Raw genomic sequence first — 18,761 nt, 5'->3', positions numbered from 1 at the left:
ACTCACCCCAGTGGCCACCGCCCGCTCTGGGCGGACCCTCGGCGGTCTCCTCCGCCGCATTCAGCGGCCCCCGCCCATGACCCGGGTGAACTCCTCCGGGTCGGCGTCGAAGCCCTCCAGCCGTAGGGCGAAGGACCAGGCACCCGAGGCGTCGCGGGTGAACTCGGCGACGGTGGCGGCGGTGGCGGCGGGCACCGCCGCGAAGTCACCCTGGACGAGGTCGGTGTGGCCCTCGCGGATCCGGAACCCGGTGCCCGCGACATCGGCGAAGGTCTTCGCCCGGCCCGCGCCACCGCCCGCTCCGGCCCGGGTGTCCTGGATGACCACGCCGATCACCACGCGGCCCTTGTCCGGCGCCATCCTGTGCAGTTCGACGGTCATCACCTCGTCGAAGCCGAAGCCCTGGCCGGTGTGGCTGTCCCGGTTGAGGGTGATGGTTCCGTCCGGCGACCGGCTGCCGAAGTGCACGAGTTGGACGGGCGCCCCGTGCGGATCGGCCGCCGGGTAGACCGCGGCGACGATGTCCAGGTCGTTCGCCGGAGTGCCGGCGGGGCTGGGGTCCCACCGCAGCGCGACCTCCACCTTGGCCAGTCCTTTGCGTACACCGGTCACCGAACTCCCCCTTCGTCTGCTGGCATTGCCCTGGCATGATCCCACGGGCGCCGCACCCCGGCCCGAACGGCCGTACCTTCCCGGCCAGTCGGGCCGGCCGGAACGACCGCCGGGCCGCCCTCCACCGCCTGCTACCAGTCGCCGTCCTGTACGGGGCTGCCCGGCCTCGGGGCGTTGCCGAGCGGCTTGACCTGGCCGGGAGCGGGCTCGGCCCACGGGGTGTGATCGTCGCCGAGCCACTCCCCCACCGGCTTGACCCCACCGAGCACATCGGTCGGCGCCAGATCGGCGGCCGAGTCGTCGTAGTAGTCGAACCACGGCAGCCCGGCCCGGGTATAGGCGGCGCGGTCGACCGGCGAGGGCGGGGGATCCTCGCCCGTGATGCGGCGCCACGCGGGCGGGGTCACCAGGTGCACGAAGACCCGCGCGGACGGCTCCCCGGCCCAGTCGGACAGCGGGCGCTCGTCCCGGTAGACCTCCTGGCGCATGCTGCCGCCGACGCCGAGCCCCATCGCGGGGGCCGCGGGCGCACCCGGCCTGCCGCCCGGACCGGCACCCCGGGGCGCCCCCGGCCCGGCCGGGGCGGGCGGCGCCGCCATCGGCGCGGGGACCGGTCCGCCGAAGCCGCCGCCCGTCGGCGCCGGGCCGGGCGGAGCCCCGTAGAGCCCCCCGCCCTGGGCCGGCGCAGGGGGAGGTACCGGTCGCGCGGCTTCGGCCCGGCGCCACCGCGCCAGCGCCTCGGGGCCCAGCGGGAACACCTGGAGCTGCACGCCGCCGGTGGTCTCCTCACCGGTGACCTGCCCCTCGACCGTGGCACCGAGCCCCAGCGGCACGGCGACGAACTGGCGCACCGTGCCGTCCCCCGAGTTGATCCCGTCCAGCCAGGGCTGCCGGGGCAGCACCGTGTAGTTCTGCGGGGTCCGCGCCAGGCGGCCGCTCCACCGCTCGCCGGAGACGGCGCACACCTTGCCGACGCCGACCTGGAGCGCCGCGGGCGTCCGGGTCCCCCCGAAGCTCAGCCACATGGCCTCGCGCAGGTACACGGGCAGCATCACGCCGCCCTTCGCCAGCCATTCCGACGGGACCGTGTCGGGGTGGTCCTCGACCCTGCGCAGCGGGAATTCACCCAGTCCCGGCGGCAGCGCATGCGTTCCGCTTTCGGGCAGGCGCAGCGTCCGTATGAACCGGATCTGCACTCCTTCTCCCATAAGCAGCGCATTTCCGTCCACCCGTACCGAACCTGTTCCCACACTCGCCCCTTTCTGCTGGTCAGAGCCGGTTTTACCGAAGCAATGACGGTCAAGCCGGATCGTTATCCTCAAGTTTTGCTCAAATGTAGTGACGCTGCGGCCGCCCGCTTCCTAGCTTCCTCGTACACGTGTCCCGACGTGTCGTACGTTCCCGCGGTTCCACACGCCCGGCGATCCCGGTGACGCGTCCCGCGTTCCCCCCAGGAAAGAGTGCAAGCATGAAGGTTCCCCAGGCCGGCGCGGTCGCCGCAGTGATCGCCCTCGCCCTGACCGCATCCGGGTGCGGTGGTGGAGACGAGGACCAGGGGATCCTTCCCATCGGCATCAAGTTCGACCAGCCGGGCATTGGCATGCGCGAGACCGGTGGCACATTCACCGGGTTCGACGTGGATGTCGCCACCTACGTGGCCAAGGAGCTCGGCTACAAGCCGGAGCAGATCGAGTTCAAGCAGGTCCTGAGCAACGACCGTGAGCTGCTGCTCCAGTACAACGAGGTCGAGTTCGTCGTCGCGAGCTATTCGATCAACGAGAAGCGCAAGGAGAAGGTCGATTTCGCGGGCCCGTACTTCGTGGCCCACCAGGACCTGCTAACCCGCGCCGACGACACCTCGATCACCAAAGCCGAGGACCTCAACTCCAAGACGATGTGCTCGGTGACCGGTTCGACCTCCGCCGAGAACCTCAAGAAGAACCTCGCCCCGAAGGCGTCCCTGCTGGAGCTCGGCGGCTACTCGGACTGCGTCGTCGCCCTGCAGGAGGGCCGCGTCGACGCCATGACCACGGACAACGCGATCCTGGCCGGATACGCCGCCCGCAAGGGCAACGAGGGCAAGTTCAAGCTGACGGGCCAGAGCCTCAGCAACGAGAACTACGGCATCGGTGTCAAGAAGGGCGAGAAGGAGCTTCAGCGCAAGATCAACGATGCTCTGAAGAAGATGGTCCAGGACGGCTCCTGGGAAGCGGCCGTGAAGAAGAACTTCGGCGCGAACTACAAGTACGAGCCGGCTCCGGCGATCACCACCGGCTGACGCCCGACGCACGGGTGGCCGTGACCCCTCCGGCAAGGGGTCACGGCCACCCGTGCGTCCCGGCCCCGCGTCAGGCCACCGGGGCCTTGCCGCGCAGCACGGTCAGGAACTCCCTCATCCAGCGCGAGTGGTCGGGCCACGCTCTGGCCGAGACCAGGGTGCCGTCGACCACCGTCTCGGAATCCTCGAACCGGGCCCCGGCGGCCTCCATGTCCAGTTCCAGCGCGGGATACGCGGTCACCCGGCGGCCGGCCAGCCCCCCGGCCGCGGCGGTGATGAGCGGGCCGTGGCAGATCTGCGCGATCGGCTTGTCTGCCTCCGTGAAGGCGGCCAGGATGCGCCGCAGCTCGGGATCGTTGCGCAGGTACTCGGGCGCCCGGCCGCCCGGCACGACCAGGGCCGCGTAGTCCTCCGTCACCACGTCCGCGAAGGCCAGGTCGGCCGGCCAGGTGTAGCCGGGCTTCTCGGTGTAGGTGTCGTAACCGTCCTCGAAGTCGTGTACCACGAAGCGCAGTTGCTTCGCACGCGGCGCCGCGATGTGCACCTCGTACCCCTCCTCGCGCAGACGCTGGTAGGGATACAGCACCTCCAGCGACTCGGCCGCGTCGCCGGTCACGATGAGGATCTTCACTGCCATGGGCTGCTCCAGGTAGGGCTGTGGGCGGTCGGGGCGGCCCCGCCGGGGCCACCGCTACCCTGCCCGCGGCCCTCGGGGCGCACACCCCCGGCTTCCACGTTCCCGACACATGCTTTTTGCCTGATGGGCACATGACAATGCGATGCTCCTGTCGCCACCCGATCCCCCGCCGAATCCCCGGGCGGGGACGGTGCGTACGGAGAGGTACCCCCCACCGAATGAGAATCTCGCGCCTGACCCCCTGGGCTGCCGGCCTCGCCGCCGTGGCCCTGGTCGCCGTACCGGCGGCTGCGTCCGCCGGCCAGCAGGTCGCGGCGGCGCCCCCGGCCCCCGGGACCGCCCCCGCAGCGGCCGTCGCGTACGACGCGTACTACGCGCCCGCCGAAGGCAAGACCGGTGCCGCGCTCAAGGCGGCCCTGCATGACATCGTCAAGACGCAGTCCAGGATCTCCTACGACGGGGTGTGGAACGCCCTGAAGGCGACCGACGAAGACCCGGCGAACCCGAACAATGTCATCCTGCTCTACTCCGGCCGCTCGCAGTCGAAGTCGTCGAACGGCGGTGGCGCCAACGACTGGAACCGCGAGCACGTCTGGGCCAAGAGCCACGGCGGCTTCGGCACGGCCACCGGCCCGGGCACCGACCTGCACCACCTGCGCCCCGAGGACGTCAGCGTCAACAGCACCCGCGGGAACAAGGACTTCGACATGGGCGGCAGCCCGGTCAGCGAGGCCCCGGGCAGCCTGACCGACGCCGACTCCTTCGAGCCTCGGGACGCGGTCAAGGGCGACGTGGCCCGCATGCTGCTCTACATGGCCGTCCGTTACGACGGCGGCGACGGCTTCGCGGACCTGGAGATGAACGACAGGGTCAACAACGGCTCCGCCCCGCTCTTCGGCCGGATCAGCCTGCTGAAGCAGTGGAACCGGATGGACCCGCCGGACGCCTTCGAGCAGCGTCGCAACCAGCTCATATTCGACGTGTACCAGCACAACCGCAACCCGTTCATCGATCACCCGGAGTGGGTCGAATCCATCTGGTGACGTCGGACCGCGACCGCGGCGGCCTCCGGGGGTTGACGTGCGTCAGGCCGGGTATGCGCAGGCCAGAGGCTGCGGACCGCGCCCGACGGCGGCAGCCCACGGAGGTACGTCGTGATGGACGGAGCCGGCCTCTCCGATCGCGAGCAGCGCGCCCTCTCCGCGATCGAGGCAGAACTGCGGGGCGACCGGGCCCTCGACCGGATGCTGCGGTCGGGGCGCCGGCGGCGCCGTGCCGCCTGGGGGGCTCTGTGGGGCGCGGCGACCGCGGCGCTGTTCGTCGCCGCTTCGGTCACCGTGTCCGAGCCGCTGCTGTGGGGCTGCGCCGCAGCCTGGACCCTGACCGTCGTCACGGCCCTGCCCGCGGCCGTCGAATGGGCCGGCCGCCGCAGACGGGTCGGCGGGCACCCGGAGGGATGACCTGCCGCGGGCCGGCAGGCGCACCGGGCGGGGGACGGTCAGGCGGTCAGACCCGGCCGGCCAGGGCCTGGAACTCGGGCCAGGACAGCGTGGGCGTGCGCGCGTCCCACACCTTCTGGGACAGCGCGGCCAGCGGCATCCGGATGCCCGCCGCCACCTGGTCCTGGGTCTGCGCGCCGGACAGGTCGGCCCAGACGGCGAGGCGCCCGCCGAGTATCTGGCCGTCGTAAGAGGTCGGCACCGGTGCGGTGCCGCGCAGGACCAGAGGGGTCCACTGCTCGTAGATGCGCCGGCCGGTGGGGTAGGTGAACTGGTTCGGCTCGCCCAGCACGTAGTACAGGTACTCGTCGTTGAGGTTCACGAGCTTGCGGCCCTCGCGCAGGTACTCCAGCGGCGGTCGTGCTCCGATCTCCTTGCCGGTCCAGTACTCGACCTGGATGTCCTCGGCGGCACTGGTGACCCCGCCGGCGAAGAAGCCGTCGTTCCACGCCTTGAGGGCCTTGCCCGAGGGGCGGACCACGTCGGCCCGGTCGTTCAGCCATCCCGTGGCCAGGTCCTGCACGCGTGCCGAGGGCCCGTAGCGCTGCTGCGCCGCGCGGGCGAGCTGGGGGAAGGAGGCCTGCGGGTCGCGGACGACGAGCGCCTGGTACTCGTCGGCGCCCAGGTGCCAAGCCCCGCCGGGGAAGAGCGGCCGGTACTCGCGCAGCAGGTCGTCGACAAGTGCGGCCGCGGCCGGGTTCGATATGTCCACCGCTCCCTTGACCGCCCGGCCGTTCACGTCGCGCAGCTGCAGATCCGGGTGGGCGCGCAGCACGGCGCCGAGGTGTCCGGGCGAGTCGATCTCAGGGACCACGGTGATGTGCAGTCGGGAGGCGAGCGCCGTGATGTCGCGTACCTGCGCCTTGGTCAGGTGCGGGGTGGAAACGATCTCGGGGTGGCTGTCGGACTGGATCCGGAAGGCCTGGTCGTCGGAGAAGTGCAGCCCGAGCTGGTTGAGTTTGAGGTCGGCCATCTCGCGCAGGCGGCCCTTGATCCACTCGGGCGTGAAGTGCTTGCGCGCTATGTCGAGGTTGAGGCCGCGCTGGGGCTTGGCCGGCGCGTCGCGCACGGTGCCCTCGGGGGCCGAGCCGGAGGCGCGCACGGCCTGCTTGAGGGTACGGGTGCCGTAGAAGACGCCGGCCTCGTCCGGGCCGCTGATGCGCACGCGGCCGTCCTTGACGGTGAGGGTGTAGGACTCGGGCCCGCCCGCACCCTCCACGGCGAGCTCCACGTCTCCGGAACGGGGGGCCGCCGACGCGCCGTAGGTGATGCCCAGTTCCCCGGCGAGCAGTCGTGCCTCGTCGGAGAGCGCGGCCGTGTCGTCCTGTGCGACGACCACACGGGCCTCGGGGGCGGGCTTCCATCCGGGGCCGCGGGCCGGCTCGTGGTCGCGTACGGCCGGGATGGTGCGCGGGGCGGTGGAGAGGGCGTAGCTGGGCGACGGGGGCGGTGGCGGGGTGGGGGCGCCGGCCGGGGTGGTGGTGCCGGCGGGGCCCGGGGTGGTGGTGCCGGGGGTCGCCGGGCCGGGGGCCCGCGCCGCGTCGGAGGCGGCCGTGCACCCGGGCAGGGCAAGGGCGACGACCGCGGCGACAGCTGCCGTCGCGATGACGTGGACCCTTCTGCGCTTCATTGGTTTCCGCATCGTGCACCAGTGTCCCCCCGTACCAACGTGGCACGCGGAGCACGGGCGCGCGACCCGGCCTGGGCCCGGACCCGGTGCCGCGCGCCGCGCCTCTCAGCACCGTCTCCGGCGGCCCCGCGGAGTCGGGTGACACCCGCGGGGCACGCCTTCGGCCGGGGGCGGCCGTCACTGCCGGGCGGGATCGGCGGCGATCGTCGCGCGGCTTTCGGCGGCGGCCACCACCCGGCTGGCGGGAGCGGTGCGCGCGGCCGTACGGCGTTCCAGCGCGCCCGAGACCAGGGCGAGCAGCAGGGCCGAGGCGGCGAGCGCGGCACCGACCCAGTTCGGGGCGGTCCAGCCGAGGCCGGCGGCGATGACGAGCCCGCCGAGCCAGGCGGCGAGGGCGTTGCCGAGGTTGAAGGCACCGATGTTGACGGCGGAGGCGAGGGTGGGGGCGGCGGCGGCCTGGTCGAGGACGCGCTTCTGCAGTGGGGGCACGGTCGCGAAACCGAGGGCGCCGATCAGCGCGAGGGTGATGGCGGCTCCGGTCTTGCTGTGGGCGGTCAGGGTGAAGACGGCGAGGGTAACGGCGAGGGCGGCCAGGGTCGCGTAGAGCAGGGGCATGAGCGCGCGGTCGGCGTAGCGGCCGCCGACGAGGTTGCCGACGACCATGCCGAGGCCGAAGAGGACCAGGAGCCAGGTGACGGAGGAGTCCGCGAACCCGGCGACGCCCGTCATCATCGGCGTGATGTAGGTGATCGCCGCGAAGACGCCGCCGAAGCCGAGGACCGTCATGGCCATCGCGAGCAGCACCTGGACGTTGCGGAAGGCGGCGAGTTCGCTGCGGATGCGCACCTCGCCCCCGGGCCGGGGCAGCTCCGGCACGAGGCGGGCGATGCCGAGCAGTCCGGCGACGCCGAGCGCGGCGACGATCAGGAAGGTGACACGCCAGCCGAGGGTCTGCCCGACGAGGGTGCCGAGGGGAACTCCGACCACGTTGGCCACGGTCAGACCGGTGAACATCATGGCGATCGCGCCGGCCTTCTTCGCCGGGGCGACGAGCTCGGCGGCGACGACCGCGCCGATGCCGAAGAAGGCGCCGTGGGCGAGCGACGCGATCACGCGGCCGGTGAGCATGGCCCCGAAGGCGGGGGCGAGTGCGGAGAGCACGTTGCCCACGACGAAGAGGGCCATGAGCAGCATCAGCATGCGCTTGCGGGGGATGCGGGTGCCGAGCACGGTCATGAGGGGGGCACCGAGGACGACGCCGAGGGCGTAACCGGTGACCAGGAAGCCGGCCGTGGGGATCGAGACGCCGTAGTCCGCAGCGACCTCGGGGAGCAGGCCCATGATGACGAATTCGGTGGTGCCGATCCCGAAGGCCCCGACGGCGAGGGCGAGGAGCGCGAGAGGCATGGGGAGGTGCCCTTCAGGGAGGTGGTGGTGCCGGGTGCGGACGCGACCTGCGCGCAGGGATGCTTCCGACGCTTACATGCGCACACATTAATTGCAGACGCGGGATATATGCAAGCGCGGGCTATTGCGCAGATGGCATATCCTGGGGGCACGCGGCCCGCACGCTCGCCCCACACGCCCCGCGCGCCCCGCACGCCCCGACGCTTCGATGGAGGAGCCCATGACGGCCACGGACAGCACGCCGACCGCCCTCTCCCAGGGCTGGTGCGCCCTCTCGCTCCTGCACGGCCGGATCGAGGCGCACATCGAGCGCGCCCTCCAGGCCGGCCACGGACTCAGCGTGCGCGAGTATTCGCTGCTCGACGTCCTCAGCCGCCAGCACGACGGACCGGGCGGGCACCTGCGGATGCACCAGGTCGCCGACTCGGTGGTGCTCAGCCAGAGCGCGACGACCCGGCTGGTCAGCAGGCTGGAGGACCGCGGCCTGCTGAACCGCTACATCTGCGACACCGACCGGCGCGGCATCTACACCGACGTCAGCGGATCCGGCCTGGCCCTGCTGGCCGCCGCCCGCCCCACGAACGACGCCGCCCTGCGCGAAGCCCTCGACGAAGCCGCTGGCCATCCGGAGCTGGCGCCCCTGGTGGCGGCCGTGGAGAACCCCCGCAGGCCGTAGGGCCTACCGGCGCGGAACGGGCGGGGACGAGGTGGCGGCCGCGCCCGGCGCCGGAGACGCGCCGCGCGACGGCGGCACCGCCCCGGACGGCCCCGGGGAGGCCCGTACCGTCGGGCCGAGCGACCGGTCGGGCGTCGGGACGCCGGACGGTGCCGCCGACGCGTCCCCGCCCGAGGGCCGGCCCGGTCTGCTCGGCGAGGGCGACGGCGGTCCGCCGGAGGACGGGCCCGGAGTCGTCAGGCGCGGCGGGGTCGCGGGCAGCTGCGGACCGGGCTCGGCGTCCGGGACGAACAGCAGGTACCCGACACCGGCGACCGCGGCCGCGGCCGCCGTGAGAGCCGCGAGCGGCACGGCGAACCGCCGCAGCCGCTCCGCCGGCCGTCGTCCGGCGCGCGCTCCCGGCGGGCTCGCGGTGCGCAGGCGGCGGGCATCGACGCCGTCCGCACGCGCGGACAGCGCCTGGCGCAGCCGGCGCTCCACCGGGCGCTCGCCCTGATGCGGGCCGAGGTGTTCGCCGTCGGGCGTCATATCCGTCCCTCCAGGTTCCGTTCCAGCGCGTCCAGGCCGCGGCTCGCGCTGGACTTCACCGCTCCCCGGCTGATCCCCAGGGTGGTCGCGATCTCCGCCTCGCTGAGGTCGGCCCAGTACCGCAGCACGAGGACCTGTCGGCGCCGGGGCGTGAGCCGGGCCAGCGCCGCGAGCACTTCGCGGTGTGCTTCGTCCAGCACCACATGGTCCTCGGCGGACGGCAGGTCGGCCGCCGGAGGCGGGGTCCAGGCCCGTGCGGTGCGCCTGCGCCGCAGGACGGAGCGCGCGGTGTTGACGACCGCGGTGCGCAGGTAGCCGAGGGCGTTGTCGACCTCGGCCACCTGTTCACCGTGACGGCGGTACAGGGCGGTGAAGGCGTCCTGTACCACGTCCTCGGCGGTGGCCAGGTCGTCGACGAGCAGCACCGCCAGCCGGACCATGCCCAGCCGGTGCGCGTGGTAGAGCTCGGTGACCGTGGGCGGTCCCGGGTCCCCGTCGCCGGTGTGGTCGTGGGCGTGGGCGTGGGACGGGCCGTACGCGGAACCGTACGCCGGAGCGTGCGGCCCGGCGAAGATCCGCGGGGTGGTGGCGCGCTCGTGGCGCAGCAACGACCACAGGCCCCGCCACGCCCGGCCGAAACCGGGCGCGAGGGGGCCGACGGGTGGTGCGAGGTGGAGCACGGGATTCCTCAGCTGTTCGCGCGGCGCCGCACGGCGTAGAGGGCTCCGGCGCCCGCAAGGACCAGACCGGCCGCTCCCGCCCCCATCGCGACGGTCGTCGCCGAGGAGCCAGTATGCGCGAGCTCGGCCCTCGTGCCCGCCTCGGGTGACGCGGCGGGCGACGAGGGAGAGGCACCGGGGCCGGAGTCGCCGCCCGCGCTGCTCGGAGAGGCGCCGGGGGCGGCTCCGGGGGAAGCACTGCTCGCGCCGCGGCCGGTGATCGAGGGGGAGCTGACCGAGGGGACGGGCCTGGGGGCGACCTCTCCGGGCGAGGCGTCGGCCGGGACGCTGACCGACGGGGAGGGCGCGGCCGGGCCGGCGCTCGCGCCGTACGCCGGTCCGGCCAGGACGACGGCCGCCCCCGCGGCGGCTGCGGCGACGGCCGTGCGGCGCACGGCCAGGGGGACACGCTTGAGGTTCTTCACGGTGGGTCTCCACGGTCGGTTCCGGGGTGAAGGGGCGCGGACTGCGCCCCTTCACCCCGCACGACGCGCGACCCTCCAGGAGGTTGCCGCCACCGCGGAAATACTTTCGTCCGTCGTGCAGCTCCGTCTCCGGAGCGACCACCTGCTGGAGAAGGTCAGGTGGAGGCGGGGACGAGCACGACGGCCGTCCCGTAGGCGCAGACCTCGGTCCCTACGTCGGCGGCGTCGGTGACGTCGAAGCGCATCATCAGCACGGCGTTGGCGCCGCGCGCCTTCGCCTGCTCGACGAGCCGGTCCATGGCCTGGTTCCGGGTCTGGACCAGGGTCTTGGTCAGGCCCTTCAGCTCGCCGCCGATCATCGACTTCAGTCCGGCGCCGATCTGGCTGCCCAGGTGGCGGGAGCGCACCGTGAGGCCGAAGACCTCGCCGATGACCCGCTCGACCCGGTATCCGGGGACGTCATTGGTCGTCACGACGAGGACGCCGGTCTCGTGCGCGCCGGCTCCACCGCCGTAGTCGTCGATACCCATGCGTCCACTCTTGCGCCGCCCGCCCGCCGCCGCATCCGGGCAGCCCGTGATCGGGGCACGGGGGCGGCGAGCCCCGGCCCGCGGGCGACGACGGGCCTGACGCGGCCGGAAAGGGCGAGTCCGCTCATGCGGCCGGGGCCGTGCATCCGCACCGCGGTGCCCGGTACTCCAAAGGGCGGCCCCTGGTGGACACATTGGGCATATCGGGCTACAGGCCGGTGGGGCACCGGAGCCGCAGGGCCCGTCCTCGTCATAGTCGTCCCTGGCAGCCGCCTGCTGCCATCCCGCGCCGCACCACGCGGCCGGTCGGACGTCTTCACAGAGGAGTCGGCTCATGCTGATGCCCACCAGAACCATCCTCGCTCTCGCCACCGGAAGCCTGGTTCTCGGTCTGGTCGGAGTGGGCGCCGCCGTCGCGGACGAGGGCCCGCGGGAGATCATCGTCGGCGAGGTCCCCCCGTACGCGCAGCCGGGCGGGTACCCGTACGAGAGGTACGCGTACGGGAAGGTCGTCTCCAGGGGGCCGCTGAAGGTCCGCAGCAGGCCGACCACCGAGTCGCGGGCGATCGGCCACGTGCAGCCGAACAGCCGGGTCGAGATCGAGTGCAAGAAGTACGGCGAGAAGGTCGACGGGAACCGCATCTGGTACCGCCTGCACGTCGAGCGGGAGGACTGGGAGAACGGGTCCGGCCGTGAGGACCGCCAGGACCGTCAGGACCCCGACCGCGCGAAGGCCTACGAGAAGGAGCACTGGGTCTCCGCCCGCTACGTCAAGAACCTCTCCGAGGTGCGGTACTGCCGCTGACCCCCGGCGAGTCCAGCGGGCGTACGGTACGCGGTCCCACGCACCGCGCACCGTACGCCCCGACGCGTTCCCGCAGTTCGCGGTCGGCCGTGACCACGACCACCGGGCGGCCGTCGACCGCCCGGGCCGCGACCAGTTCCACGATCCGGTCGTCCGCGCTGCCGGGCGCCGTCTCGACCCGTACGCCGGGCACGGACGCTACGCCACCGGCAGCGCCCTCGACGACGAGGACGATCTCCTCGCCCTCGTCCCGGGCGGCCAGCCGGTCGCGCAGCCGCTCGGTCGCGCCGCGCCGGTCGCGCCACCAGCCGTCCGGCACCGAGCCGACCACGTTCGCGGCATCGACGATCAGCACGGTGCGCACACCCGGACTTCAGAAGTCGCCGTAGTTGACCTGCCAGGTGGGCAGGCCCATGCGGCGCCAGACGGCGACGACCCGGTCGCGGTCGTCGAGGGAGACCCGCACCGCGTAGCGGTGGCGCACGTGCGCGTCGAACAGCTCCGCCTTGACCACGTCGTCGCGGCGCGTGTCGCCGGCCGCGCGCATCCACAGCTCGTCGTAGGGCACCTCGTGCCGGCGCAGCCAGGACTCGGTCTGGGCCCGGTACTCCTCGCTGCGACCCGACAGCAGCACCACCGTGTCGCCGTCGGCGCGCCGGAAGGCGTCCAGCGCCTGCCGGACCGGCTCGTTGAGCAGGTCGAGCTCGCAGCGCGTGAAGTCGTACGGCCCCCGGTCGCCGGTCAGTGCGAGCGTGCCGTCGATGTCGCACATCACCGCCGCCGGCAGTGCAGGGTCGGCGACGTAGGGCGTCACGGGCGGCGCGGCCACCTCCCCCGAGCCGGCGTTCATCCACTCGCTCGTCAGGCGCCAGCCGCCCCGGCGGACGTTGCGGTGCTTCTCGGCCAGCACTCGGATGATCTCCTCACCGACCTGGCGCTCGCGGGCGGCGTCCCGACGCAGGCACTCCTCCAGCGACACGTCGGTGAAATCGTGCACGACGAAGGTCGCGCGGCCGCCGACGGCCGCCTTCAGCCGCTTCGGGATGTGCTTGGTCAGGTGGGTGTTGTCGACGACCACGTCGAACCCGTCGTCGACGGCCGCGCGGACGGCCGCGTCCTGGATCGCCAGGACCGTCTGCTCGTGGGCGAAACCGCGGCCGCGCCCAGGATCCGGCAGGTCGAGCATGGCCCGCAGGTCGTCGAGGTTGACCCGGCGCATGCGGCCGCCGGACTCGGCCTGCAGGGCGCGTGCGGCCGTCGTCTTGCCCGAGGCGGGCAGACCCGTCATGACGTGGACGACGGGAATGGGTGACTCGCCCTCGGCGGGCCGGTGGGGCAGGTCCGCAGCCGGCGCCGGGATCCCTGGCGCAGCCCGGGACACGCGGCCGGCCCCGCCCGACGTTCGCGCGGGAGCGGGCGCGGTCCGGTTGTCCTCGTCGGACACGCTCCTGTCCTCCTCGTCGGTGACGTACGGGTCGACGGCCTCCGGCCGGACCCGGCGCCAGGTCGTGAGTTCGGTCGACCGGCCGTCGAGCCGCATGAACATCGCGGGTCGAACGGCGCGGTCGGGCAGCTGCGCCACGGCCCGGGCGAAGGCTCCCCGGTCGGAGGCCAGGTGCACGAGGCCCGCGTAGGCCTCGTCGATCGCCCGCTCGTGGCGGGCGGCGGCCTCCTCCAGTCCGGCGATGACCTCGCGCACCCAGTGGTCGAACTCGTCGGGCACCTGCGCCAGCAGAGCATCGAGGGGCTTGCCGCCGGACGCCTCGATGTCGGAGACGGTGCAGTTCAGGCCCTGTGCGAGCTGCTGGGCGGGCAGGCCGGCGAAGCGCTGGATGCCGTGGCCGCGCCAGATGTCCCGCGCGGTCACGCCGGTGAGCACCCTGTGGAGCCGTACGTACTCGGACAGCTTGGCCTTGGCGCGCACGCCCGAGGCGAAGCGCAGCACGAAGCCCTCGGCGTCCATGCCGGTGGCGGATGAGCCGCCCGGCAGGGTGTTGGACTCGGTCAGCGCGAGCAGCTCGTCGAGCGGCATGGCGGGCCACACCGTGACGACGGAGCCGATCCCAGTCCACTGGGTGGCGGCCTCGGCGAGCGGCACCTCGGTGCCGCCGACGGTGAAGGCCGCAAGGAGGACGAGGTCGCGCCGGTCGCCGTAGTCCACGACGATGCGGTTCTGCGGGTACAGGATCTCCGCGAGATAGGTGGTGCCCGGCTTGAGGGCCGAGGTGTCCGCGCCGTCGAGCCGGCGCTGTGCCCAGGTGGCCTGGGCGCTGGTGAAGGACGCCTTGGAGGCGACGCGCCAGCTGCCCGCGTAGTGGAAGACGATCGCGAGGCTGCCGTCGACCTTGTCGTACACCTCGAACGGCTCGTCGGGCAAGGCCGGGGCGTACGGCCGGCCCGACGCGTGTTCTCCGACGTTGAAGAACTTCGGCAGCGGCAGCGCGACGATCGCACCGGTCTCGTCGTCGGCGACCAGGCCGCGGCAGCGCGTGGTGACCTCGTTCCAGACGCCCTCGTACTGGGCCGTCCGCGTGTACGTGTAGATGGACAGCGGCAGCTCTGGGTGCGATTTGCGGGTCACGTACCCGGCGTCGATCGAGTGTGCCAGCGCCTGGGCGGGCAGCAGGTCATGCAGAGTCAGGCTCTCCTGGCTCATGGGGTCCTCCCGGTTTGAGACGGCTCATTCTCGCCTGCGGGAGGTGATGCCCGGTACTCAATTATGCCTGGTCGGAGCGGCTCCAAGGCGGTTGATGTCCGCGGGCCGCAGGATGTGGCCGGGCACCTCGGTGCCGGGAGTGGCGACGGCGATCATGGCCCGGCCGAAGGCCTCGGAGGTGATGACGAGGTCCGGTGCGAACCGCTGCAGCAGCGGTACCAGCGGTGCGGTGACGGCGTGGAGGACACGGTGGAGCCGGGTCCGGGGCCTGGCGCCGCGCGCCGGCCGGACGATGCCGGGGCGGAACATGTAGGCGCGGAAGGGGAGTTCCAGCAGGTCGTTCTCGGTCCTGCCCTTGACGCGGGCCCACATGGAGCGGCCCCGGCCGGTGCTGTCCGTGCCCTCCCCGGAGACGTACGCGAAGGTCATGCCGGGGTTGGCTGCGGCGAGCGGCCGGGCGACCGCGAGCGTCAGGTCGTGGGTGACGCGCCGGTAGTCCTCCTCCTTCATGCCGACGGAGGAGACGCCCAGGCAGAAGAAGCAGGCGTCGAGGGCGGCCGGGTCGACTCCGGCGGCGGACAGGTCGGACGGGTCGTCCTGCACCCGCTCGCGCAGTTTGGGGTGGGTGACGCCGAGCGGGGAGCGACCGACGGACAGGACGCTGTCGACGGAGTCGTCACGCAGGCACTCGCGCAGGACGGCCCGGCCGAGCATCCCGGTCGCGCCGAAGAGGATGACGTTCACCTCAGGAAGCGTAGGCGTCGGCGGTCGGCGGCGCGCGGGGGCGGGGAGGGGGCCGGTCCCGCCGGGACGGGCGAGACGGTCGGGACCGGCTGGTGCGCGGATCGGCGGACGGGCGGACCTGATGCCCGGGATCGCCGCGATTCAGTGGGAGACGCAGAGCTCGTTGCCCTGGGGGTCGGCGAGGGTCGTCCACGTACTGGGGCCCTGGCGGCCCTCGTGGAGGAACTTCGCCCCCTTGGCGACGAGGCGCTCGACCAGTACCTTCGGGTCCTCGTCACCGGTGCGGACGTCGAAGTGCATCCGGTTCTTGACGGTCTTGGCCTCCGGGACGAGCTGGAAGAGGACGCGCGGGGCGCCTTCCAGTCCCCCGGGGTGGCGGATCGCCGCTCCCGCCTTCCAGACGAGCGTGCCGCGGTGGGTGGTGGTGTCGTCCTCGGTCGCGTGCCCCGCGGCGATCAGGCCGCGGATGAACTGCTCGTCGCTGGGCTCCACTTCCCAACCGAGGGCGTCGGCCCACCAGTCGGCGAGGGGGTGCGGATCGGGCGAGTCGATGGTCACCTGGAACGTGTACGCCATGCCGGGACCCTACTGACCGGGCGCGGGCCGCGCCACAGGAGGACCGCCGTCACCAGGGCCGGCGGCGCGCTCATTGCGGCGGGCGGGGGGCGACGAGCCGCGAGGAGACGAGCACGCCGACGATGGCCAGCCAGGCGGCCACGGCGATCCAGAGCAGAAACTCCCCCACCGGAACGAGCCAGGCGATGCCGGCCGGCTCCGCGACGGACAGGCACGCCGTGGCCGTCATTCCGAGGGGGAAGACGGTGGCCCAGCGCCGGATGTCGCCGCGCGTCCGGGGGTGGCGCAGTTCGGCGGTGAGCAGGACCGCGTACCAGACGAGGGACAGCGCGAGCGTCACGAGCGTGACGCCGCGCAGGGCCGTGTGCGCCGCGGCCGTCCACACGGGAGACGCGGTGAGCTTGGAGCCGGCCAGGGCGGAGAGGGAGAGCGCCCCGCCCGCCACCCAGTGGTCGCCCGCGCCGCCCGCCACCTCGCCCAGGTCGAACCTGAGGAGAGCAGCCGCGTAGAGCAGCAGCCCGAGGCAGAAGGCGGCCAGCGCGGCCCGGGCCAGCCAGTCCTGGTGGCACGCGGCGGCGAGCACGGCTGCCAGGAGGGCGAGCCCCTGCGTCGCCACGCAGCCGAGGAAGGCGCCTCCGGGCATGCGGCGGTGCCAGTGGCGTACGACGTTGACCAGCAGTCCCGGCCAGAGCACCGCCGCCAGCGCGAGCAGTGCCGCGGCCGTGGTCTGCCGGCCGAGGAGGGAGATCCGGGTGCCGATGACGGTGGTCGCGGCCACGGCCGTCAGGGCGGCCGGGGTGTCGGCCTCGGCGCGGAACCGCCCGCGATCGCCCACGAGCCGGGCCGTGAAGTCGAAGCCGAGGACGAGCCACAGGGCGACCGCGACGACGAGTGCGACCAGCGACGCCGCCTCGTGTCCCGTCATGTACAGCCCGACGGAGATGATGCCCGTTGCCATGACGGCGGCCCCCGCCGCCGGCGGAAGGCCGGTCCACCAGCCCGGGCCCGGAAGGATGCTCACGCTTCCAGCGGACCGCACGGTTCAGCGGGCCGCCAGCGGGCGGGGCCGACTGGCGGGCCGCCCCCGCGCGGCAAATCCGAGGGTACGTGTGCGGGGTGCACCTGACGGGACACGGCCGGGTCCCGGGCCCTGGACGGAGCGGGAGAGACAGCGGTCCGCCACGGGGGCGATGCGGACGGCCGAAGGGTCCCCTCGACGGCGCCCGCGCCGCCATCGAGGTGGCCGGAACTTGCGCTTGTCAGGCCTGTTAGGTCTACCTAACCTATGGCTCGCTCGCTCGCGCTCGCTCGAGCACGTTCGGCACGACTTCGGGATCCGTCCCCAACCGAAGGAGCCTCCCCCCATGAACGCACGTCTCGACCACGCCCAGCCCTACGCCATCGGCCTGTTCCGGATCGTCACGGGCCTGCTCTTCGCCTCGCACGGCGCCGCTTCCCTCTTCGGCGTGCTCGGCGGCGCCCATGGCGGCGGCACCGTCGCGGCGGGCACCTGGCCGGGCTGGTACGCGGCAGTCATCCAGCTGGTCGCCGGTGCCCTGGTCCTGCTGGGCCTGGGCACCCGCGCGGCCGCGTTCGCCGCCTCCGGCTCCATGGCGTACGCGTACTTCACGGTGCATCAGCCCGGTGCGCTCTGGCCGCTGCAGAACGGCGGCGAGGCCTCCGCGATGTTCTGCTGGGCCTTTCTGCTCCTTGTCTTCACCGGACCCGGCGCCCTCGCGCTGGGCTCCCTGTTCGCGTCGCGAACGACCGCCTCTTCAAGGCACCGCGACGACACCCGACCGGAAACCGTGGCCGCCTGAGGAATGGATTCGTCCGCAGATCAACGGCCGATAGCCTGTCGCACATGGACGAACTCAACGGGGTGGAGATCGTCGGCTTCGCGGACGCCGAAGCGTTCGAAAGCTGGCTTGCCGAGCACTACACACGCCAGGAAGGGGTGTGGGTCAAGCTCGCGAAGAAGAAGTCCGGGATCCCGTCGGTCACCGATGACGAGCTCGTCGACGTAGGGCTCTGCTACGGCTGGATCTCCGGGCAGCGACGCTCTCTCGACGACACGCACTACCTGCAGAAATACGTGCCGCGCCGGCCCAGGAGCCTGTGGTCGCAGGTGAACGTCGACAAGGTCGCGGCGCTGACCGCCACGGGCCGGATGCGGGAACCGGGGCTCGACGAGGTGCGCAGGGCACAGGCGGACGGTCGCTGGGTCGGCGCCTACGCCCCACAACGCACCGCGGGGGTGCCGGAGGACCTCGAAGCGGCACTCGCGGCGCGTCCCGAGGCCCGCGCGGCCTTCGACGCACTGGACCGGACCGGTCGCTACCTGGTCGCCCTGCCGCTGCTCCAGGCCCTCACGCCGGAGACCAGGAAGGCCCGGCTCGACCGGGCCGTGCGCCTGCTGGCCGGTGACCCTCCGCAATGAGGCGGTGAGATGTCGGGGCGGCGGCCAGGCTCTCCCTGCCCCCGGAGAAGGCATCGGGCCCGACCCCACCGCTCACGGGGAGGCCGGGCCCGGGGGCCCGGGGGCCCGGGGGCCCGGGAAGTCGGCCCTCGGCGGGTCAGGAATCCTGGTGGCGCGCCTGCTCCGCCCGCTCCGCGTTCCGCTCCTTGATCCGCACCGCTTCCTTGCGGACCTCTGCCTGGGTGGCGCGCTCCCGCAGGAGCCACTCGGGGGACTCCTGCTTCAGCGCTTCGATCTGCTCCGTGGTGAGGGGCTCGGTCACTCCGCCGCGGGCGAGGCCGGCGATGGAGACGCCCAGCTTGGAGGCGACGACCGGGCGGGGGTGCGGACCGTTGCGGCGCAGCTCCTGGAGCCACTGGGGCGGGTCGGCCTGGAGCGCGCTCAGTTCACTGCGCGAGACGACACCCTCCTGGAACTCTGCGGGGGTGGCCTGGAGGTACACGCCCAGCTTCTTCGCCGCGGTCGCGGGCTTCATCGTCTGGGTGTTCTGGTGCGACGTCATGAGGTCAAGGGTATCGAGCATGTGCACGGCTTCCGACCACGCCCGGTAACCTTGCGGG

22 protein-coding genes are annotated in these 18,761 nt (G+C 73.0%); 7 read left to right on the top strand and 15 right to left on the bottom strand.

The window, feature by feature from the left end:
• Positions 1 to 60: 60 nt before the first annotated feature.
• The gene (locus ACFW2G_RS24810; protein WP_384585664.1) at positions 61 to 612 is read right to left on the bottom strand and encodes a TerD family protein; all 552 of its coding nucleotides are present in this window, start codon (positions 610 to 612) and stop codon (positions 61 to 63) included.
• Positions 613 to 743: 131 nt separating this feature from the next.
• Positions 744 to 1,808, bottom strand: coding sequence for a hypothetical protein (locus ACFW2G_RS24805; RefSeq protein ID WP_384681057.1), 1,065 nt, complete (start codon positions 1,806 to 1,808; stop codon positions 744 to 746).
• Between the two features lie 272 nt (positions 1,809 to 2,080).
• Here ACFW2G_RS24805 and ACFW2G_RS24800 point away from each other — a divergent pair, with 272 nt between their 5' ends.
• A complete protein-coding gene (locus tag ACFW2G_RS24800; protein WP_384455694.1) occupies positions 2,081 to 2,890 on the top strand; it encodes a glutamate ABC transporter substrate-binding protein in 810 nt (269 codons plus the stop codon).
• Between the two features lie 70 nt (positions 2,891 to 2,960).
• Here the strand turns inward: ACFW2G_RS24800 and ACFW2G_RS24795 are convergent, their stop codons facing one another.
• Complete coding sequence (locus tag ACFW2G_RS24795) at positions 2,961 to 3,527, bottom strand: DJ-1/PfpI family protein (protein WP_384455691.1); 567 nt, start codon at positions 3,525 to 3,527, stop codon at positions 2,961 to 2,963.
• Between the two features lie 218 nt (positions 3,528 to 3,745).
• Here ACFW2G_RS24795 and ACFW2G_RS24790 point away from each other — a divergent pair, with 218 nt between their 5' ends.
• Positions 3,746 to 4,570, top strand: a complete 825-nt coding sequence (locus tag ACFW2G_RS24790) for an endonuclease I family protein (protein ID WP_384455688.1) — start codon at positions 3,746 to 3,748, stop codon at positions 4,568 to 4,570.
• A gap of 114 nt (positions 4,571 to 4,684) precedes the next feature.
• Positions 4,685 to 4,987 carry a DUF3040 domain-containing protein gene (locus ACFW2G_RS24785; protein WP_037917164.1) on the top strand — a complete coding sequence of 101 codons (303 nt, stop codon included), beginning with the start codon at positions 4,685 to 4,687 and terminating at the stop codon, positions 4,985 to 4,987.
• A 46-nt stretch (positions 4,988 to 5,033) separates the two neighbouring features.
• On the opposite strand, the gene ACFW2G_RS24780 is transcribed toward ACFW2G_RS24785, so the two are convergent.
• Together ACFW2G_RS24780 and ACFW2G_RS24775 are read right to left on the bottom strand one after the other, a co-directional pair.
• Entirely contained in the window at positions 5,034 to 6,656 is a 1,623-nt protein-coding gene (locus ACFW2G_RS24780; RefSeq protein WP_078555943.1) for a glycoside hydrolase family 20 protein, read from the bottom strand.
• Positions 6,657 to 6,833: 177 nt separating this feature from the next.
• The gene (locus ACFW2G_RS24775; protein ID WP_384581750.1) at positions 6,834 to 8,063 is read right to left on the bottom strand and encodes an MFS transporter; all 1,230 of its coding nucleotides are present in this window, start codon (positions 8,061 to 8,063) and stop codon (positions 6,834 to 6,836) included.
• 220 nt (positions 8,064 to 8,283) lie between these two features.
• Between ACFW2G_RS24775 and ACFW2G_RS24770 the strand changes: the two genes are divergently transcribed.
• Positions 8,284 to 8,739 carry a MarR family winged helix-turn-helix transcriptional regulator gene (locus ACFW2G_RS24770; protein ID WP_037917159.1) on the top strand — a complete coding sequence of 152 codons (456 nt, stop codon included), beginning with the start codon at positions 8,284 to 8,286 and terminating at the stop codon, positions 8,737 to 8,739.
• 3 nt (positions 8,740 to 8,742) lie between these two features.
• On the opposite strand, the gene ACFW2G_RS24765 is transcribed toward ACFW2G_RS24770, so the two are convergent.
• The 4 genes from ACFW2G_RS24765 to ACFW2G_RS24750 all read right to left on the bottom strand — a co-directional run bounded on the left by ACFW2G_RS24765 (position 8,743) and on the right by ACFW2G_RS24750 (position 10,941).
• Positions 8,743 to 9,267, bottom strand: a complete 525-nt coding sequence (locus tag ACFW2G_RS24765) for a hypothetical protein (protein ID WP_384455682.1) — start codon at positions 9,265 to 9,267, stop codon at positions 8,743 to 8,745.
• On the bottom strand, positions 9,264 to 9,947 hold the full coding sequence (locus ACFW2G_RS24760) for an RNA polymerase sigma factor (RefSeq protein ID WP_384455679.1): 684 nt from the start codon (positions 9,945 to 9,947) through the stop codon (positions 9,264 to 9,266). Before ACFW2G_RS24760 ends, ACFW2G_RS24765 begins: the two co-directional genes overlap by 4 nt.
• An 8-nt stretch (positions 9,948 to 9,955) precedes the next feature.
• On the bottom strand, positions 9,956 to 10,411 hold the full coding sequence (locus ACFW2G_RS24755) for an LPXTG cell wall anchor domain-containing protein (protein WP_052030135.1): 456 nt from the start codon (positions 10,409 to 10,411) through the stop codon (positions 9,956 to 9,958).
• Positions 10,412 to 10,566: 155 nt separating this feature from the next.
• Positions 10,567 to 10,941, bottom strand: a complete 375-nt coding sequence (locus ACFW2G_RS24750; RefSeq protein ID WP_037917157.1) for a YbjQ family protein — start codon at positions 10,939 to 10,941, stop codon at positions 10,567 to 10,569.
• Positions 10,942 to 11,281: 340 nt separating this feature from the next.
• Between ACFW2G_RS24750 and ACFW2G_RS24745 the strand changes: the two genes are divergently transcribed.
• Positions 11,282 to 11,746 carry a hypothetical protein gene (locus tag ACFW2G_RS24745; protein WP_384455673.1) on the top strand — a complete coding sequence of 155 codons (465 nt, stop codon included), beginning with the start codon at positions 11,282 to 11,284 and terminating at the stop codon, positions 11,744 to 11,746.
• On the opposite strand, the gene ACFW2G_RS24740 is transcribed toward ACFW2G_RS24745, so the two are convergent.
• The 5 genes from ACFW2G_RS24740 to ACFW2G_RS24720 form a co-directional block, all read right to left on the bottom strand.
• Complete coding sequence (locus ACFW2G_RS24740) at positions 11,712 to 12,110, bottom strand: NTP pyrophosphohydrolase (protein ID WP_384581748.1); 399 nt, start codon at positions 12,108 to 12,110, stop codon at positions 11,712 to 11,714. The genes ACFW2G_RS24745 and ACFW2G_RS24740 overlap by 35 nt on opposite strands.
• A 9-nt stretch (positions 12,111 to 12,119) precedes the next feature.
• Positions 12,120 to 14,402, bottom strand: a complete 2,283-nt coding sequence (locus ACFW2G_RS24735; protein ID WP_384581746.1) for an RNA ligase — start codon at positions 14,400 to 14,402, stop codon at positions 12,120 to 12,122.
• A 57-nt stretch (positions 14,403 to 14,459) separates the two neighbouring features.
• Complete coding sequence (locus ACFW2G_RS24730) at positions 14,460 to 15,146, bottom strand: epimerase (protein ID WP_384581744.1); 687 nt, start codon at positions 15,144 to 15,146, stop codon at positions 14,460 to 14,462.
• Positions 15,147 to 15,287: 141 nt separating this feature from the next.
• Positions 15,288 to 15,722: a VOC family protein gene (locus ACFW2G_RS24725; RefSeq protein ID WP_037917151.1), complete on the bottom strand. Its 435-nt coding sequence runs from the start codon at positions 15,720 to 15,722 to the stop codon at positions 15,288 to 15,290.
• Positions 15,723 to 15,792: 70 nt separating this feature from the next.
• Complete coding sequence (locus tag ACFW2G_RS24720) at positions 15,793 to 16,743, bottom strand: hypothetical protein (RefSeq protein WP_384581742.1); 951 nt, start codon at positions 16,741 to 16,743, stop codon at positions 15,793 to 15,795.
• Positions 16,744 to 17,086: 343 nt separating this feature from the next.
• Here ACFW2G_RS24720 and ACFW2G_RS24715 point away from each other — a divergent pair, with 343 nt between their 5' ends.
• Positions 17,087 to 17,542, top strand: a complete 456-nt coding sequence (locus ACFW2G_RS24715; RefSeq protein ID WP_384455657.1) for a DoxX family protein — start codon at positions 17,087 to 17,089, stop codon at positions 17,540 to 17,542.
• 44 nt (positions 17,543 to 17,586) lie between these two features.
• Complete coding sequence (locus ACFW2G_RS24710; protein WP_384455654.1) at positions 17,587 to 18,162, top strand: YdeI family protein; 576 nt, start codon at positions 17,587 to 17,589, stop codon at positions 18,160 to 18,162.
• 136 nt (positions 18,163 to 18,298) lie between these two features.
• On the opposite strand, the gene ACFW2G_RS24705 is transcribed toward ACFW2G_RS24710, so the two are convergent.
• Positions 18,299 to 18,703: a DUF5997 family protein gene (locus ACFW2G_RS24705; RefSeq protein ID WP_172671262.1), complete on the bottom strand. Its 405-nt coding sequence runs from the start codon at positions 18,701 to 18,703 to the stop codon at positions 18,299 to 18,301.
• Between the last annotated feature and the right edge of the window lie 58 nt (positions 18,704 to 18,761).

Origin of the sequence: Streptomyces sp. NPDC058880 (assembly GCF_042742535.1) — a bacterium.
Taxonomy (GTDB): Bacteria; Actinomycetota; Actinomycetes; order Streptomycetales; family Streptomycetaceae; genus Streptomyces.
Note: the sequence above shows the minus strand (reverse complement) of the source record. Positions and strands in the feature narration are given on the sequence as shown.

What these genes read in the sequence shown, in the direction of transcription:
- ACFW2G_RS24800 (WP_384455694.1), top strand. Translation starts at nt 2,081, where the DNA reads ATGAAGGTTCCCCAGGCCGGCGCGGTCGCCGCAGTGATCGCCCTCGCC.
- ACFW2G_RS24795 (WP_384455691.1), bottom strand. Translation starts at nt 3,527, where the DNA reads ATGGCAGTGAAGATCCTCATCGTGACCGGCGACGCGGCCGAGTCGCTG.
- ACFW2G_RS24790 (WP_384455688.1), top strand. Translation starts at nt 3,746, where the DNA reads ATGAGAATCTCGCGCCTGACCCCCTGGGCTGCCGGCCTCGCCGCCGTG.
- ACFW2G_RS24785 (WP_037917164.1), top strand. Translation starts at nt 4,685, where the DNA reads ATGGACGGAGCCGGCCTCTCCGATCGCGAGCAGCGCGCCCTCTCCGCG.
- ACFW2G_RS24780 (WP_078555943.1), bottom strand. Translation starts at nt 6,656, where the DNA reads ATGAAGCGCAGAAGGGTCCACGTCATCGCGACGGCAGCTGTCGCCGCG.
- ACFW2G_RS24775 (WP_384581750.1), bottom strand. Translation starts at nt 8,063, where the DNA reads ATGCCTCTCGCGCTCCTCGCCCTCGCCGTCGGGGCCTTCGGGATCGGC.
- ACFW2G_RS24770 (WP_037917159.1), top strand. Translation starts at nt 8,284, where the DNA reads ATGACGGCCACGGACAGCACGCCGACCGCCCTCTCCCAGGGCTGGTGC.
- ACFW2G_RS24765 (WP_384455682.1), bottom strand. Translation starts at nt 9,267, where the DNA reads ATGACGCCCGACGGCGAACACCTCGGCCCGCATCAGGGCGAGCGCCCG.
- ACFW2G_RS24750 (WP_037917157.1), bottom strand. Translation starts at nt 10,941, where the DNA reads ATGGGTATCGACGACTACGGCGGTGGAGCCGGCGCGCACGAGACCGGC.
- ACFW2G_RS24745 (WP_384455673.1), top strand. Translation starts at nt 11,282, where the DNA reads ATGCCCACCAGAACCATCCTCGCTCTCGCCACCGGAAGCCTGGTTCTC.
- ACFW2G_RS24735 (WP_384581746.1), bottom strand. Translation starts at nt 14,402, where the DNA reads ATGAGCCAGGAGAGCCTGACTCTGCATGACCTGCTGCCCGCCCAGGCG.
- ACFW2G_RS24725 (WP_037917151.1), bottom strand. Translation starts at nt 15,722, where the DNA reads ATGGCGTACACGTTCCAGGTGACCATCGACTCGCCCGATCCGCACCCC.
- ACFW2G_RS24715 (WP_384455657.1), top strand. Translation starts at nt 17,087, where the DNA reads ATGAACGCACGTCTCGACCACGCCCAGCCCTACGCCATCGGCCTGTTC.
- ACFW2G_RS24710 (WP_384455654.1), top strand. Translation starts at nt 17,587, where the DNA reads ATGGACGAACTCAACGGGGTGGAGATCGTCGGCTTCGCGGACGCCGAA.
- ACFW2G_RS24705 (WP_172671262.1), bottom strand. Translation starts at nt 18,703, where the DNA reads ATGACGTCGCACCAGAACACCCAGACGATGAAGCCCGCGACCGCGGCG.